16 protein-coding genes are annotated in these 15,190 nt (G+C 72.0%); 4 read left to right on the top strand and 12 right to left on the bottom strand.

Annotation, left to right across the window (positions count from 1 at the left end):
* Positions 1-107 precede the first annotated feature (107 nt).
* The 3 genes from ACFPIH_RS38790 to ACFPIH_RS38780 form a co-directional block, all read right to left on the bottom strand.
* Positions 108-1,238, bottom strand: a complete 1,131-nt coding sequence (locus tag ACFPIH_RS38790; protein ID WP_381182694.1) for a glycosyltransferase — start codon at positions 1,236-1,238, stop codon at positions 108-110.
* A complete protein-coding gene (locus ACFPIH_RS38785) occupies positions 1,235-1,801 on the bottom strand; it encodes an LbetaH domain-containing protein (protein ID WP_381182692.1) in 567 nt (188 codons plus the stop codon). The genes ACFPIH_RS38790 and ACFPIH_RS38785 overlap by 4 nt, the downstream gene beginning before the upstream one ends.
* A 113-nt stretch (positions 1,802-1,914) precedes the next feature.
* Positions 1,915-3,342: an exopolysaccharide biosynthesis polyprenyl glycosylphosphotransferase gene (locus ACFPIH_RS38780; protein ID WP_381182690.1), complete on the bottom strand. Its 1,428-nt coding sequence runs from the start codon at positions 3,340-3,342 to the stop codon at positions 1,915-1,917.
* Between the two features lie 211 nt (positions 3,343-3,553).
* On the opposite strand from ACFPIH_RS38780, the gene ACFPIH_RS38775 reads away from it, so the two are divergent.
* Complete coding sequence (locus ACFPIH_RS38775) at positions 3,554-3,769, top strand: dodecin (protein WP_381182688.1); 216 nt, start codon at positions 3,554-3,556, stop codon at positions 3,767-3,769.
* A 17-nt stretch (positions 3,770-3,786) separates the two neighbouring features.
* Here the strand turns inward: ACFPIH_RS38775 and ACFPIH_RS38770 are convergent, their stop codons facing one another.
* Complete coding sequence (locus tag ACFPIH_RS38770) at positions 3,787-4,293, bottom strand: phosphatase domain-containing protein (RefSeq protein WP_381182686.1); 507 nt, start codon at positions 4,291-4,293, stop codon at positions 3,787-3,789.
* Between the two features lie 61 nt (positions 4,294-4,354).
* Here ACFPIH_RS38770 and ACFPIH_RS38765 point away from each other — a divergent pair, with 61 nt between their 5' ends.
* Positions 4,355-5,359, top strand: coding sequence for an LLM class flavin-dependent oxidoreductase (locus ACFPIH_RS38765; RefSeq protein WP_381182684.1), 1,005 nt, complete (start codon positions 4,355-4,357; stop codon positions 5,357-5,359).
* Here ACFPIH_RS38765 and ACFPIH_RS38760 read toward each other — a convergent pair.
* From ACFPIH_RS38760 to ACFPIH_RS38735, 6 genes are all read right to left on the bottom strand, one after another.
* A complete protein-coding gene (locus ACFPIH_RS38760; protein ID WP_381182682.1) occupies positions 5,356-6,411 on the bottom strand; it encodes an NAD-dependent epimerase/dehydratase family protein in 1,056 nt (351 codons plus the stop codon). The genes ACFPIH_RS38765 and ACFPIH_RS38760 overlap by 4 nt on opposite strands.
* A gap of 75 nt (positions 6,412-6,486) precedes the next feature.
* On the bottom strand, positions 6,487-7,323 hold the full coding sequence (locus ACFPIH_RS38755; protein ID WP_381182680.1) for a lysophospholipid acyltransferase family protein: 837 nt from the start codon (positions 7,321-7,323) through the stop codon (positions 6,487-6,489).
* Positions 7,323-8,096 (bottom strand): GNAT family N-acetyltransferase, encoded by a 774-nt coding sequence (locus tag ACFPIH_RS38750; RefSeq protein ID WP_381182678.1) that lies wholly within the window; start codon positions 8,094-8,096, stop codon positions 7,323-7,325. The genes ACFPIH_RS38755 and ACFPIH_RS38750 overlap by 1 nt, the downstream gene beginning before the upstream one ends.
* Before the next feature lie 216 nt (positions 8,097-8,312).
* Positions 8,313-9,062: a succinate dehydrogenase/fumarate reductase iron-sulfur subunit gene (locus tag ACFPIH_RS38745; protein WP_381182676.1), complete on the bottom strand. Its 750-nt coding sequence runs from the start codon at positions 9,060-9,062 to the stop codon at positions 8,313-8,315.
* Positions 9,059-11,005, bottom strand: a complete 1,947-nt coding sequence (locus tag ACFPIH_RS38740; RefSeq protein WP_381182674.1) for a fumarate reductase/succinate dehydrogenase flavoprotein subunit — start codon at positions 11,003-11,005, stop codon at positions 9,059-9,061. The genes ACFPIH_RS38745 and ACFPIH_RS38740 overlap by 4 nt, the downstream gene beginning before the upstream one ends.
* Positions 11,006-11,007: 2 nt before the next feature.
* The gene (locus tag ACFPIH_RS38735; protein WP_381182772.1) at positions 11,008-11,679 is read right to left on the bottom strand and encodes a succinate dehydrogenase; all 672 of its coding nucleotides are present in this window, start codon (positions 11,677-11,679) and stop codon (positions 11,008-11,010) included.
* Between the two features lie 128 nt (positions 11,680-11,807).
* Between ACFPIH_RS38735 and ACFPIH_RS38730 the strand changes: the two genes are divergently transcribed.
* Positions 11,808-12,692, top strand: coding sequence for a LysR family transcriptional regulator (locus ACFPIH_RS38730; RefSeq protein ID WP_381182672.1), 885 nt, complete (start codon positions 11,808-11,810; stop codon positions 12,690-12,692).
* A 95-nt stretch (positions 12,693-12,787) separates the two neighbouring features.
* On the opposite strand, the gene ACFPIH_RS38725 is transcribed toward ACFPIH_RS38730, so the two are convergent.
* Positions 12,788-13,645, bottom strand: coding sequence for a class I SAM-dependent methyltransferase (locus ACFPIH_RS38725; RefSeq protein ID WP_381182670.1), 858 nt, complete (start codon positions 13,643-13,645; stop codon positions 12,788-12,790).
* Between the two features lie 73 nt (positions 13,646-13,718).
* Between ACFPIH_RS38725 and ACFPIH_RS38720 the strand changes: the two genes are divergently transcribed.
* Positions 13,719-14,414 (top strand): TetR/AcrR family transcriptional regulator, encoded by a 696-nt coding sequence (locus ACFPIH_RS38720; RefSeq protein WP_381182668.1) that lies wholly within the window; start codon positions 13,719-13,721, stop codon positions 14,412-14,414.
* On the opposite strand, the gene ACFPIH_RS38715 is transcribed toward ACFPIH_RS38720, so the two are convergent.
* A complete protein-coding gene (locus ACFPIH_RS38715; RefSeq protein ID WP_381182667.1) occupies positions 14,404-14,847 on the bottom strand; it encodes a hypothetical protein in 444 nt (147 codons plus the stop codon). The genes ACFPIH_RS38720 and ACFPIH_RS38715 overlap by 11 nt on opposite strands.
* Between the last annotated feature and the right edge of the window lie 343 nt (positions 14,848-15,190).

Below are 15,190 nucleotides of genomic sequence, written 5' to 3'. Positions count from 1 at the left end.
CCGACCCGTCCCAACCCACGGGACCACCCTCCCCCGGGGCCCACCGGATCACGCCGGTCGGCCCCGCCCGGGGCCCGCTGCGCCCAGGTCCTGCCGGGCGAGAGGGCTCAGTCCCGCCCGGGGCCCGTCCCGTACAGCTGCTCGAGTTGGTCGGCCACCGCTCGGATGGAGAAGACCTCCTCGATCGCGCGCCGCCCCGCCTCGGCGAGCCGCAGGCGCAGCGACTCGTCGGCGAGCAGGCGGGCCACCGCGTCGGCCAGTTGCTCCGGGCTGCCGTCGGTGACCAACGCTGCTTCCCTGCGCGCCAGTTCGGCCGCGATGCCGCTGCTGTCGGTGCACACGACGGGAGTTCCCTCCGCCAGCGCCTCCAGGACCGTCATCGGGAACGGCTCGTTCACGCTGGGGAGGACGTACACGGCCGCCCGGCGGTAGGCCGCCAGCGCCGAGGGGTGGTCGAGGGCGCCGCCGTAGCGGACCGCGTCGGTGACGCCCCGGTCCGCGATGAGAGCGGCCACCGCCGGCAGGGACCCCTCGTCCGCCCCGTAGAGAACGAAACGTGCCTCGGGGATCTCCTTGTGGACCAGCGCCGCCATCTCCACGAACGCCTCGGGGCGTTTACGAGGATGCAGCCGGGCCAGGAAGATCACCTCCCGGCCGTCGCCACGCCGTCGGCTGCCCGGCTCGCCCGGCGCCACCCGCAGGCCGTTGGGCAGGTCGACCAGCGGCGGCGCGTCCGGGCCCAGGACGGCGGACAGTTCGCGCCGCTCCCGGTCGGTGAGCACCAGGCAGGCGCGGGCGCGGCGCAGCAGGGGGACGTAGAGCCGGTCGAAGAGGCGCGCGACGGCGCCGTTGCGGGGCTCGACCATGCCATGGGTCTGGGTCACGAAGCCGACGCCCCGCAGCCGGGCGACGACGAGGGCGGTGAGGGAGACGAGGTCGCGTCCCGCGTGCACATGGACCGCGTCGGCCCGGCCCATGGCCCGCCACAGGTCCAGCGGCAGCCGGGGGTGCATCAGCCCGAGGCAGCCCCGGCCCGGGACGAGACGCCGGGCGGGGCGGGAGACGAAGCGGACGCCGGCGATACGTTCCGGCGCCCCGGTCCGCCCCCGCCACAGCGACACCAGCGTCGTGTCGTGACCGCGGGCGGCGCACTCCTGGAGCTGGGCGACGGCCACGCTCGTCGGCCCGCCGAAGGCCCCGTCGTCGCTGACGAGCGTGACCACGTGGACGAGTCTCATGCCGCGCCTCCCGTGGTCAGGACCGAACCCGCGGCGAGGTCCCGGTGGGCGACGGCGCCCGCGCCGACCACCGCGCCCCGGCCGACGGTGACCCCGCGCAGCACGACCGCGCGGGCGGCGACCCAGCTGCCCGGCTCCAGCCGGATGGGGCCGTTGTCGAACTCGAAGGTGGCGGACCGGTTGCGGTGGCTGCCGGTGCACAGCAGCGCGCTCTGCGAGACACAGCAGTCGCTGCCGATCGTGACCGGTTCGAGGTTGAGGATCCAGGCGTCCTCGCCGATCCACACGTCGTCGCCGACGTCCAGCTTCCACGGCCAGTGGATCCGCACCCCGCGCCGGATCAGCACCCGCCGGCCGACCCGGGCACCGAAGGCCCGCAGCACCGGCGGCCGCCAGCGCGCCGGGAACCACCACTTGACGAACAGCAGATGGAGTACGGCGTACCAGGCGGCCTGGGTCAGAGGGGGGCGCCCCTTGTCGTATCCGGCACCGGTGAAGCCGCGCAGCTGTCGCCGCACGACGGGCCGGTGCCCGGTCTCCTCGACGGAAGTGGTCTGTACCATGACGCGATCCTTCACGCCCCCGGGGGCCGATCCCCCGCGCCGGCGGCGTGTTGGCGGCAGACCAGCCCGGATGGCGGACGCGACCGCGCCCGCCGTCCGCGCCCGACGAGCCCTCAGTACGCGCCCTGCCCGTCCAGCACCGCGCGCACGGTACGGGCCATGACACTGACGTCCCCGCCCAGCGACCAGTTGTCGACGTAACGCAGGTCGAGCGCGACGGTCTCGCGCCAGGACAGGTCCGAGCGCCCGCTGATCTGCCATGGACCGGTCAGCCCCGGCCGGACGTTGAGCCGGCGCATCTCGATCCCGTTGTACTTGACGACCTCCTCGGGCAGCGGCGGTCTCGGGCCGACCAGGGACATATGGCCGAAGAGGATGTTGAACAGCTGGGGCAGTTCGTCCAGCGAGTAGCGGCGCAGGACGCGGCCCACCGGGGTGACGCGCGGATCCCGGCGCATCTTGAACATGTGCCCGTCGTTCTCGTTCTCGGCCTCGAGACCGTCCTTGAGCCGGTCGGCGTCGACCACCATCGTGCGGAACTTCCACATGGCGAACCGCATGCCGTACCGCCCGACGCGGGTCTGCCGGTAGAGGACCGGACCGGGCGAGCCGAGCCGGACGGCCAGTGCCAGCAGGAGCAGCAGCGGGGCGAGCAGGGCGATCAGCAGCAGGGCGCCCAGCCGGTCCACGGCGGTCTTGGCGGCGCCGTGCGCACCGCGGTGCAGCGGCGGGGTGATGTGCAGCAGAGTGAGGCCGGCCGCCGAGGTGAGCCGGATCCGGCGGCGGGCCACATCGGTGATGCCGGGCAGCACCATGAGCGAGCGGCCCCGGTCGTACAGCGCCCAGGACAGCCGGCGCATCCGCTCGCCGGACAGGTGTGGTCCGGGCGCCACGAAGACCAGGTCGGCCCCGAGTTCGTCGGCCGCTCCGAGCACCGCGGCGGCGTCCGCCTCGGGCGCCTCGGGTGCCTCCAGGGGAAGCCTGGTGCACAGCGGCACCCCGGAGTGGACCTCGTCCTCGCCGACCGGGCAGGCGCCGACGATGACGTACTCGTGGTCGGTGCGCTGGGCGAGCTGCGCGACCACGGCGTCGAGTGTCGAGGCCTCTCCGACGACCAGGACGTGGCGCAGGGCGCGGGCGTGGCGGCGGGCGGCCAGCAGATGACGGTGGATCACCTTCTGGCACAGGCCCGTGCACACGAGCGCGGGGATGAGCGCGGTGAACGCCTCGGCGGGCACGCTGTTCAGTCCGCAGACGACGCGCAGCGTGGCCAGGGCGCCCACGAGGACCAGCCAGTCGCGTACGACGGCCCGCAGACCGCCGCCGTCGCCCCAGGCCTGGGGCGTGTACCGCCTGCTGACGAACCCGGTCAGCGGCCACAGCAGGGCCGCGGCGGCGGCCAGCCGCAGCGGGTGGGGTTCATGAACCTCCACAATGGCCGCCGCGACCGGCAGGGCCGCGGCGAGCAGGTCCACACAGACGGAGACGGGGCGGTACCAGCGCGCCCTTGTCTCCTCACGGTGGACGGGTCGGCGCGCCATGGCAATCGGCGCCTGTCGGGACATCGCGATTCTGAAGCGACGCATGATCTTCCTCGAACCCCCGGTCGCGGATCATATTCCACAGATTCCTAACATGATCTTTAATAGCACCGGCCGCATAGGAAAATCAGCTTTTGCACCCTTTCGCGGCATGGCGGCGCGCCACGGCTTGGGGCACGGTGGAGAGACGTGCGACAGAGAGGAACGCCTGATGTCGAACCACACCTACCGGGTCACGGAGATCGTCGGAACCTCGCCGAACGGCGTCGACGAGGCCGTCCGCAACGGCATCACCCGCGCTTCGCAGACGCTGCGCAACCTCGACTGGTTCGAGGTGACCCAGGTGCGCGGCCAGATCGAGAACGGCGACATCGCGCACTGGCAGGTGGGCCTGAAGGTCGGCTTCCGCCTGGACGAGTCGGACTGACCCGGGCCCTCAGCCCCTCAGGTACGGCCCTCCCGCTCCTGGGCCGCGCGCAGTTCGGGTGACGGCGCGCTCCAGCGCGCCCGGACGACCGCGAACCCGGCGCGTTCGGCGTCCTCGCACACCAGCGCGTCGTCGTCCACCAGCACCCGCACCTCCCCGTCCCGGGCGAGCCGGCGCAGGATCTCCAGCTTGGTGCGGCGGGCGGGCCTGCGGTCGTCGTTGCGCCGCATGTAGACCCTGCCGTCCGGCAGCCCCTGCGCGGCGAGCCAGGCCAGGGTGTCGCGCCGGCACCGCTCGGGGCGGCCGGTGAGGTAGACGACCTCGCACTCCTCGGCGTGCTCCCGCACCAGCGCGAGGCCCTGCGGGATCGGCGGGTCGTGCGGCGCGGCGGCGAAGAACGCGTCCCAGTCACGCGGCCTGCGCTCCAGGAAGCGCTGCCGGTGGGCTGTGTCGGCGAGGGTGTTGTCCAGGTCGAACACGGCGATGGGCCGTCCGCCGCTGCCGTGTCCGCTGCTGTCGCTCACACGATCCACCCTAGTCACACCCCCGCAGGAATCCTGCGGCGCGTCAGGTGTTGAACCCTGTATGAGTTCCGTGATCGCCTCGGCCCGTTTCTCCGTCCTCGACCGCTCCCGTACCCGCGAGGGCCACCCGGTCGGCGAGGCCCTGCGGGACACCGTGCGGCTGGCGCAGGAGGCCGAGGCGCTCGGGTACCACCGGTTCTGGGTCTCGGAACACCACGGCGTGCCCGGCGTCGCCGGCTCCGCGCCCACCGTGCTGGCCGCCGCCGTCGCGGGTGCGACCCGCACGATCCGGGTCGGCACCGGCGGCGTGATGCTGCCCAACCACCGCCCGCTGGTCGTGGCCGAGCAGTTCGGCGTGCTGGAGTCCCTCTTCCCGGGCCGGATCGACATGGGGCTCGGCCGGTCGGTGGGCTTCACCGACGGGGTACGGCGGGCGCTGGGCCGCGACCAAGAGGACGCCGACGACTTCGCGGGGCAGGTGGAGGAGCTGCTGGGCTGGTTCCGGGGCACCTCCCCCACCGGGGTGCACGCCCGCCCGGCCGAGGGCCTGACCGTGCCGGCGTTCGTGCTGGCCATGGGTGAGGGCGCGACGATCGCGGCCCGCGCGGGACTGCCGATGGTGATCGGCGACCTCAGGAACCGAGAGCGGATGCGGCGCGGGATCGACACCTACCGGGCGCGGTTCCGCCCCTCCCCGTGGGCACCGGAGCCCCACGTCGTCGTCTCCGGGACGGTCGCCGTGGCCGCCACCCCCGAGGAGGCCCGCCGCCTGCTGCTCCCGGAGGCCTGGTCGATGGCGTACTCCCGCACCCACGGCACCTTCCCGCCCCTGCCGCCCGCCGGGCGGATCGAGTCCCTCGCCATGACCGCGAAGGAGCGCGGCTTCTACGAGTCCGGCCTCACCGGCCACATCGCGGGCACCGAGGAGCAGGTGGCCGACGAGCTGGAGACCCTCCTGAAGGAGACGGGCGCCCAGGAGGTCCTCGTCACCACCAGCACCTACGACCGCGAGGCGCTGCTGGACTCCTACCGCCGGCTGGCCGGCATCGTGCTGCCCGGCAGCTAGCGCCGCTGCTCCTGCCACGACCGGTAGTGGTCGAGCAGGGTCTCCTCGATGGGGCGGTAGGTGAGGCCCAGTTCCTCGGTGCTGCGGTGGTTGTCGACGCGGAAGCGGATGCCGAGGTGCTTGCGGATGTAGTCCTGGGAGAGGCCGAAGGCGGGGCCGAGGATGCGGACCGGCCAGTGCGGGAGGGCGGTGCGGGGCAGCCGGAGATTCCTCGGGTGGTGCTTCAGGAGCATGCGTGACATCTGGTGGAACGAGGTCATCTCCGGCGCCGCGACGATGTACCGGCCGTGCGCCTCGGGGTGCTCCGCCGCCGCGATGTGCGCCGCCGCGACGTCCCGTACGTCGGCCGTGGTGAAGCTGAAGTCGGGGGCGCCGTAGAAGAAGTAGCCCTTGAGGAGCTCGTCGAGGAGGAAGAGGCTGCCGGAGGCCGAGGCCGGGGTGAGGGAGGGGCCGAGGATCAGGCCGGGGTTGACGGAGACCATGCGCCAGCGGCTCTGCGCGGCCTCCGCCTCCCAGGCCGTCCGCTCCGCGACCGTCTTGGAGTAGTGGTACGGGTTGTTCTCCACCGTGCTGGTGGTGTTGACGTACTCCTCCGTGAGCGTGCGGCCGGCCATGGCGTCGACGTCCGCGTAGTCGCCGAAGATCGCGCCCACCGTGGAGGTGAAGACCAGCCGTTCGACGCTCTCGGTGCGGTCGACGGCCGCCAGGACGTTACGGGTGCCCTGGAGCGCCGGTTCGACGACGTCCCGCAGCCCGTCCTTGATCTTCTCCGGCATGAGGAAGGGCGAGGCCACGTGGAAGACCACCGCGCAGCCCTTCGCCGGCTCGTCGAAGGAACCCTCCCTCAGCAGGTCCGCCTCGAACACGTCGAGACGGCCGGGGTGGGCGGCCTGAAGGGCGCGCAGGGGTGCGAGCTTCACCGTGTCGGCCGTACTGCGTACGGTGGTCCGCACCCGGTGGCCGCGTTCCAGCAGCTGCTGGACGAGGTGGGCGGCGACGAAGCCGCTGCCTCCGGTGACGAGTGCCGTGCTGTCGGCCGGGCCTGTGCTCACGCGCGCTCCCCTCGAACGGTCGGGACGCGTCATGATCCCATCAAGCCCGGCCAACGGCGCCCCGCTTACCGGGAATTACCGGGAATTCGTCAGAGCCGCCGACTCGTGCGGCACGCCTCGCGGGTACACCGGCCGTGCGCCCAGGACGAGGTCCCCGGCGGCCGCCGCGAGTGCCTTGCGGTCGGCGGGGCCGCCCGGTCCGAGCAGCGGGAGCACCTCGACCTCCGCGACCAGACCGCGTGCCGAGGTCACCCGCCACAGCGAGGTGAGCAGGGAGTCGCTCCCGACGTACGCGGGCGCGGTGCTGGCCGCTCCCGAGCCGTACCGGTAGCGGATGCGCACCGGCTGGACCGGGACGCCCGCGTCCAGCGCCGCCTGGAACACCGCCCGCCGGAAGTGTCCCTGGGCCCGGCCGCACCAGGTGCTGCCCTCCGGGAACACCGCGACCGCCTGCCCGGAGCGCAGCACACCGGCGATCCGGGCGACCGTTTCGGGCAGGGCGCGCAACCGGTCGCGGTCGATGAACAGACAGGCGGGCGAGGCCACCGCGCCCGCGACCGGCCACTGCCGGATCTCCAGCTTGGCGAGCATCCGCGCCGGACGGACGGTGGCCATCAGCGGTATGTCCAGCCAGGAGATGTGGTTGGCCACCAGGAGCAGTCCGCCGGTGCCGGGCGCGGGCGCGCCGGTCACCCGCACCCTGATCCCCGCGGCCCGTACGACGGCCCGGCTCCACCGCCGGATCACGCCCGCCGGGATCCGCGTACCGAGCGGGGACACGACGACCCCGGCCAGGACCACGACGACCACCGCGACGAAGCGCAGCACGGCCCGGGGTACGGACGCCGTGGACGTCGTCCTCTCCACGCACGCCCGCGGGGTGCAGGGCGCGCCGGGCAGCCAGACGCTCATCAGGCGGTCGGGACGAGGGAGAGGAAGTGCCGCAGGTAGCGCGGGTTGACCCGGCGCATCGACAGCAGCACGTACATGTCGGCGACCCCGAAGTCCGGGTCGTGGGCGGGCTCGCCGCACACCCAGGCGCCGAGGCGGACGTAGCCGCGCAGCAGGGCGGGCAGTTCGGTGCGGCCGGCCGGGGCGGGCGTCCGCGGGATCCAGGGCAGCAGCGGGCGGACCCGGTACTCCTCGGGCGCCAGGTGCTTCTCGCGCACCCGGTCCCAGGCGCCGGCGGCGAGGGCGCCGCCGTCGGCGAGGGGGATCGAGCAGCAGCCGGCCAGCCACTCGTGGCCGCGGTCCACCATGTAGCGGGCGATCCCGGCCCAGATGAGGCCGATCACGGTGCCGTCGCGGTGGTCGGGGTGCACGCAGGAGCGGCCGACCTCGACCATGCCGGGCCGGATGACGTCGAGCGGGGTCAGGTCGAACTCGCCCTCCGAGTACAGGCGTCCGGCGACCGCGGCGCGCTCCGGCGGCAGCAGCCGGTAGGTGCCGACGACCTGCCCGGTCTCCGTGTCACGCACCAGCAGGTGGTCGCAGTACGCGTCGAAGGGGTCGACGTCGAGGCCGGGCCGGGGGGTGGCGAGCAGGGCGCCCAGCTCCCCGGCGAACACGTCGTGACGCAGCCGCTGCGCGGCCCGCACGTCGTCCTCGTCACGGGCCAGGGTGACGGTGTAACGGACGGGGGCCACGTTCTGCTGGGGACGGTCTAGGGTCGATACGCCACTCATGGCTTCTCCTGGTCACGGGCCGGGGACGGCGAGCGGTGCCGCCGGGTCTGTTCTTCCGACGGCGGTTGGCGTGTACGTGACCTAGGCCAGGAGAGTGGATGTGGGGTTGTTGAACGGCGAGAACCGGGCGGCCGAAAACCAGACGGGGCCGGGATTGAGCACCATTCCCGGCCCCGCCCGTCCGCACTCTTCGGCGAACGTTCACTTGAAGCGCCCTTACCGCTTCCCCGCCTTGCGCGTGGCCCGCAGCCACTCCTTGTTCATGCCGGTGATGGACACCAGCGGGATGCCCTTGGGGCAGGCGGTGGCGCACTCCCCGGCGAGGGTGCAGCCGCCGAAGCCCTCCGCGTCCATCTGCTCCACCATGTCCAGCACTCGCGTCTCGCGCTCGGGCGCCCCCTGCGGCAGCACGTTGAGGTGGTTGATCTTGGCGGAGGTGAACAGCATCGCCGCGCCGTTGGGACAGGCGGCCACGCACGCCCCGCAGCCGATGCACTCGGCGTGCTCGAAGGCGAGGTCGGCGTCGGGTTTCGGCACGGGTGTGGCGTGGGCCTCGGGCGCGGCGCCGGTGGGCGCGGTGATGTAGCCGCCGGCCTGGATGATCCGGTCGAACGCGGACCGGTCCACCACCAGGTCCTTGATGACGGGGAAGGCGGAGGCGCGCCACGGCTCGACGTCGATGGTGTCGCCGTCCCGGAAGGACCGCATGTGCAGCTGGCAGGTGGTGGTGCGCTCCGGGCCGTGCGCGTCGCCGTTGATGACCAGGCTGCACGCGCCGCAGATGCCCTCGCGGCAGTCGTGGTCGAAGGCGACCGGGTCCTCGCCCCGGAGGATGAGGTCCTCGTTGAGGGTGTCGAGCATCTCCAGGAAGGACATGTCGGGCGAGACGCCGTCCACCTCGTACGTGGACATGGTGCCGTCGGCGTCGGCGGCGCGTTGCCGCCAGACGCGCAGGGTGAGCTTCATGCGTAGCTCCGCTGGGTGGGGTGGACGTACTCGAAGACCAGGTCTTCCTTGTGCAGGGTGGGCGCCTCGCCGGTGCCGGTGAACTCCCAGGCGGCGGCGTAGGCGAACTCCTCGTCCCTGCGCGCGGCTTCGCCGTCCGGGGTCTGGGACTCCTCGCGGAAGTGGCCGCCGCAGGACTCGGCGCGGTGCAGCGCGTCGAGGCACATCAGCTCGGCGAGTTCCAGGTAGTCGACGATCCGGTTCGCCTTCTCCAGCGACTGGTTGAACTCCTCGCCGACGCCGGGGACCTTGATGCGGCGCCAGAACTCCTCGCGGATCTGCGGGATGCGCTCGAGTGCCTTGCGCAGTCCGGCGTCCGTGCGGGCCATGCCGCAGAACTCCCACATGAGTTCGCCGAGTTCACGGTGGAAGGAGTCCGGGGTGCGGTCGCCGTCGACGGACAGCAGCAGGTGGAGCCGGTCCTGGGTCTCGGCCAACACCTCCTGCACGAGCGGGTGTTCGTCGGTCACCTCGCCCTGGTGCGGGTTGCGGGCGAGGTAGTCGTTGATGGTCGCAGGCAGGACGAAGTAGCCGTCGGCGAGCCCCTGCATCAGCGCACTCGCCCCGAGCCGGTTGGCGCCGTGGTCGGAGAAGTTGGCCTCGCCGATCGCGAACAGGCCGGGGACGGTGGTCTGGAGGTCGTAGTCGACCCACAGGCCGCCCATCGTGTAGTGCACGGCCGGGTAGATCCGCATCGGCACCTCGTACGGATCCTCGTCGGTGATCCGCTGGTACATGTCGAAGAGGTTGCCGTACTTGGCCTCGACGGCCCCCCGGCCCATCCGCTGGATGGCGTCCGCGAAGTCCAGGTACACACCCTGTCCGCCGGGGCCCACTCCCCGTCCCTCGTCGCAGACGTTCTTCGCGGCGCGGGAGGCGATGTCACGCGGGACCAGGTTGCCGAAGGAGGGGTAGATGCGCTCCAGGTAGTAGTCGCGCTCGTCCTCGGGGATCTTGTTCGGCGGCCGGTCGTCGCCCTTGGCCTTCGGCACCCAGATCCGGCCGTCGTTGCGCAGCGACTCGCTCATCAGCGTCAGCTTGGACTGGTGCTCGCCGGTGCGCGGGATGCAGGTCGGATGGATCTGTGTGAAGCAGGGGTTGGCGAAGTACGCGCCGCGCCGGTGCGCCCGCCACACGGCGGTGGCGTTGGAGTTCATGGCGTTGGTCGACAGGTAGAAGACGTTGCCGTAGCCGCCGCTGGCGAGTACGACGGCGTCCGCGTAGTACGTGTCGATCTTCCCCGTGATCAGGTCCCGGGCGACGATCCCGCGCGCCCGGCCGTCGACGACGATCAGGTCGAGCATCTCGGTACGCGGGTGCATCTCGATGTTCCCGGCGGCGATCTGCCGGCTGAGGGCCTGGTAGGCGCCGAGGAGGAGCTGCTGGCCCGTCTGGCCCCGGGCGTAGAACGTACGCGACACCTGGACGCCGCCGAAGGAGCGGGTGTCGAGCAGACCGCCGTACTCCCGGGCGAAGGGCACGCCCTGCGCCACGCACTGGTCGATGATCTCGACGGAGATCTGCGCGAGCCGGTGGACGTTGGACTCCCGTGCCCGGAAGTCGCCGCCCTTGACGGTGTCGTAGAACAGCCGGTGGATCGAGTCGCCGTCGTTGCGGTAGTTCTTCGCCGCGTTGATACCGCCCTGCGCGGCGATGGAGTGGGCGCGGCGCGGGGAGTCCTGGTAGCAGAACTGGACGACGTGGTAGCCCTGTTCGGCGAGGGTCGCGCCCGCCGAACCGCCCGCGAGGCCGGTGCCGACGACGATCACCGTGTGCTTGCGCCGGTTGGCCGGGTTGACCAGCTTGGCCTCGAAGCGGCGCGTGTCCCAGCGGTCGGCGATCGGTCCTGCGGGGGACTTGGTGTCGGCGACGGGCTCGCCGGCTGTGTAGTCGGTGTAGGTCATCTTCAGCTCACCACTCCGGTCATGACGCCCACGGGTACGGCGATGAAGCCGGCCGTGAGCAGCAGCGCGAGGACGTTGGCCGTGGTCTTCAGGGCGCGGTCGCGGGTGCGGCTGCCTGCGCCGAGGGTCTGGGCGGCGGCCCAGAAGCCGTGCCGGACGTGCAGGCCGAGGGCGAGCATCGCGACGATGTAGACGACGTTGCCGTACCAGGTGGAGAAGGTGTCCACGACGTTCTGGTACGGGTGGCCCTCCTGGAAGCCGCCCGGGTGCACGGTGCCGGTGGTCAGGTCCAGGATGTGCCAGACGATGAACAGGCCGAGGATGATCCCGCCCCAGCGCATGGTGCGGGTGGCGTAGCTCGCCCGGGGCTTCTTGTGCACGTACTTGCTGGGGCGTGCCCTGATGTCGCGCCGGCTGAGCTGGTAGGCGGAGGTGGCGTGGGCGACGACGGCGACCACGAGCACGACGCGGATCAGCCACAGCGTCCACTCGTAGTGCATGAACGGTTCGCCGACAGTGCGCAGCCAGTGTGCGTAGTGGTTGAACTCGCCCGGCCCGAAGAAGATCTTCAGGTTTCCGATCATGTGGACGACGAGGTACAGCAGCATGATCAGGCCGCTGACGGCCATCACCGTCTTCTTGCCGACGGAGGAGTTCCACACGGTGCGCGCCATCGACGGCCGTCGGTCCGTCCGTGTGGTCCGCGTTGCCAGAGCCATGCTCATGACGCTAGGGCCGGTGCACCTCATCGGTCCAAGACATGGTCCGGCTTGATTCCATAGCCTGTGCCTATCATGGCTGGATGCAGTTCCAGCAGCTCCAGTACTTCGTGGCCGTGGCCGAGACCCGGCACTTCACCCGGGCCGCCGAGCTGGTCCATGTCGCACAGCCCTCGCTGTCGCAGCAGATCAGGGCGCTGGAGCGGGAGTTGGGGGCGGATCTGTTCCAGCGGGCGCGGGGCAACATCACGCTCACCGACGCGGGTGAGGCACTGCTGCCGCTGGCCCGGCGGATCCTCGCGGACACGGAGACCGCGCGCTACGAGGTGCAGGAGCTGGTACAGCTGCGCAGCGGCCGGGTCCGCCTCGGCGCGACCCCGAGCCTGTGCACGGGTCTGCTGCCGGACGTGCTGCGCGCCTTCCACGACCGCTACCCGGGCATCCGGCTGCTGATCGAGGAGGGCGGCTCGCACGATCTGGTACGACAGCTCGCGCGCGGCGCCCTGGACCTCGCCCTGGTGGTCCTGCCCCTCCCCACCCCCTCCCCCGCGCTGACGACGGTGGAGCTGCTGCGGGAGGACCTGGTCGTGGTCTCCTCCCCCGAGGCGCCCAAGCCCGGCGGCGGGGGGCGGACCGTCCGGATCGCCGATCTGGAGGGCGCGCGCCTCGTCATGTTCCGGCACGGCTACGACCTGCGGGAACTGACCGTGGCCGCGTGCCGGGCGGAGGGGTTCGAGCCGGACTTCGCCGTCGAGGGCGGCGAGATGGACGCGGTGCTCGGCTTCGTCCGGGCCGGGCTGGGGGTCGCCGTCGTACCCCGCATGGTCGCGGCCCGCTCCGGCCGGGGCCTACGGGTCACCCCGCTCGCCCGCCCCGGCCTGCACCGCGTGATCGCCCTCGCCCACCGCAGCGACGTGGCCCCGCCCCGGGCAGCCCGGGAACTCCAGCGAATGCTGCTGGAACGGTGACCCCGGGCAGCGCACCCCACCCCGGACCGGGCCGAGAGCCCGACGCCGCCGCCCCCTCGGCCAACCGGGCGAGCGACGAACGGCCGCGTTGATTGCTAGGTCGGCGGCGACTTGGCGGATGGGCCCAGGAAGGCGCCGGCGCGTACGGCGGTCGTGGCCAGGGTGGTGTAGTTCATCGTGAAGCGTCCACCCAGGGAGTCGATGGCGCCCCCGACCGCGTCCAGTATCACGGCCAGCTGATCCGGACGGAGTTGGGTGAGGCCGCCGGTGGTGGGGAGCAGGTCGAGCCATTGGTCGCGCGTGTAGGACTGCTGCCAGTCGAATCGCCACTGTTCGGGATCGTTGAACTGTTCGGTCTCGCGGATCTTGTCGGCGACCTTCGCGTATGCCGCCTCGTAGAGGCCGAGCGGACGGCGGGCCGATGGGCCGTTGAGCGGGGAGTCGGGGACCGCCCTCCGGTAGGCAGCGGCGAACGGTTCAGCCACCTCGGCAGGCGGCTCGTACACGTGCCCGAAGATCGCCAGCCGTCCCCCTGGACGCAGCACACGTGCCGCCTTCACGGCGCCGGTGGCCGGATCCACCCAGTGCCACGACTGGGCGGCTATGACCGCGTCGAACGTCCGGCCGGCCGGCTGCCAGGCTTCGAAGGCCGCCTCCTCGACCGGCAGGCCACGGGCTCGCGCGAAGTCGGCCATCCGCGCATCGGGCTCGACGCCGAGCACGGCGCAACCGGCGGCCTGGAACTGGCGGGCCGCGATGCCGGTGCCGCAGCCGACGTCGAGCACCTCAGGCCCGGGACTCCCGGCGACGATCCGCGCCACCAACGCATCGGGGTAACCGGGCCGGGCCTGGTCGTAGCGTTGCGCGTCCACGCCGAACGACTCGGCCATCCGCCGGGCCTCATGCGGCTCCGCCGGGGACGGTTCTGGCTGCTCTCGCGGTAAGGTGGGCATGCGCCCACCTTAGTGGGCGCATGCCCACTGGGCAACGGATACCAGCGGGCAGACCGAACGAGAGGATCTGTGAGTGCCGACTGGGGTGCACCTTCGCGACGCGCGGCAGCAGTTGTTCGACGCCGCCGAACGCGTGCTTCTGCGGGACGGGCCGAACGGGCTGACCAGCCGGGCCGTCACCGACGAGGCGGGCTGCGCCAAAGGCGTCCTGCACCGGCACTTCGCCGACTTCGACGCCTTCCTCACCGACCTCGTGCTCGACCGGGCCGCGCAGCTCGAGACACAGGCGGGTGCGCTGCGCGAGTCCGTCGGCACCGGCACAGTGGCAGACAACCTCACCAGCGCGCTGACCACCCTGTTCGGACCGATTCCGGTTGCGATCATCCCACTCGTCACCTTCCGGGACGAGCTGCGCGCACGACTGCGGGAGGCGAGGCCCGGAGGCGGCATCGCGATCCTCGCCCAGGCCACGACCGCGATCTCCGCCTATCTGGCCGACGAGCGTGAACTGGGCCGCATCGCGGCCGACGCCGACATCGACTCACTCACCCTCTCCCTGGTGGGCGGCGGGCATCTCCTGTTCGCGGACCGCGACCCCGGCCCGCCGGCCACGGCAGTCGTCAACAAGCTCGTGGCAGCGGTCATCGCCGACGCCGTGCAACGGCGCCCGGCCCAGGGGAGCCCGGAGTGTCGGCAAACGGGGGCGGGCTCGAGCGGTGCCCGGGTCGGCCGCCGACCCGGGCAACCGGCTCACGGTCCTACTCCATGAACTGGAAGTTCCACGCCTGGCCTTGGTTGCTGACGTCGAGTGGCCTCAGGGCGATGCGGGGCGGGAAGATCCGCAGCAGGCTGAGGTCCAGGGCCAGTTCCTCGCCGTCGATGGGGCCGCCGGGGACGACGATGTGGAAGGTGTGCGGCCGCGCGCTCTGGTAGAGCGCCCACTCGCGGGGCTCGGGGTAGCCGACGACCGGCTTGTTCGGCTCCGGGGCACCGTCGAAGGACAGGTAGGTTTCGCTCCTGAGATTGCGGATCGTGCAGTTGCCGTTGCCGAGTTCCTCCAGTTGCCATTCCTGCTCGCCGGGGTTGCCGGTGGGCGGCAGCAGCACGACGGGTGTCTTGGGCTGCGACGAACCTCCCTCCATCGTGAGCAGTTGCTCGCCGGGACGGGCGATCATGTAGACGCCGTTCGGTACAGGTGCCAAGGCCGACTCCACTTCTGACATGCGGTGCCCGCGCGGGGTGCCGCCGATCCTTTGGGCCGACGAATCCCTTCCCCGCCAGCGCGCGACAGAGGTCGGAAAGGCTCAGTGTCACCCTTCAGGAGCACAGCGGATCCGTCCCGGTGTCCGATCATTGAAGCGATCCCACCGGCGACGCCGCGTCCCGCGTTCTGCGCCATGCCCTACTGCGAACCCTGCCCCGCACCGGCCTGCTGGACTCGATGAGCGAGGGACGAGCGGGCCGCCGTCAACCGGCTGCCCGACTCCGACCCGGCAGCCCCACTCGCCGTCAACGCGCTGCTCGCCCGCGCGCACAGGCCAGCAG

It is taken from the genome of Streptomyces vulcanius (genome assembly GCF_042653945.1).
In the GTDB taxonomy this organism is placed as follows: domain Bacteria; phylum Actinomycetota; class Actinomycetes; order Streptomycetales; family Streptomycetaceae; genus Streptomyces; species Streptomyces mangrovi.
This window is presented reverse-complemented; position numbering and strand designations above follow the sequence as displayed.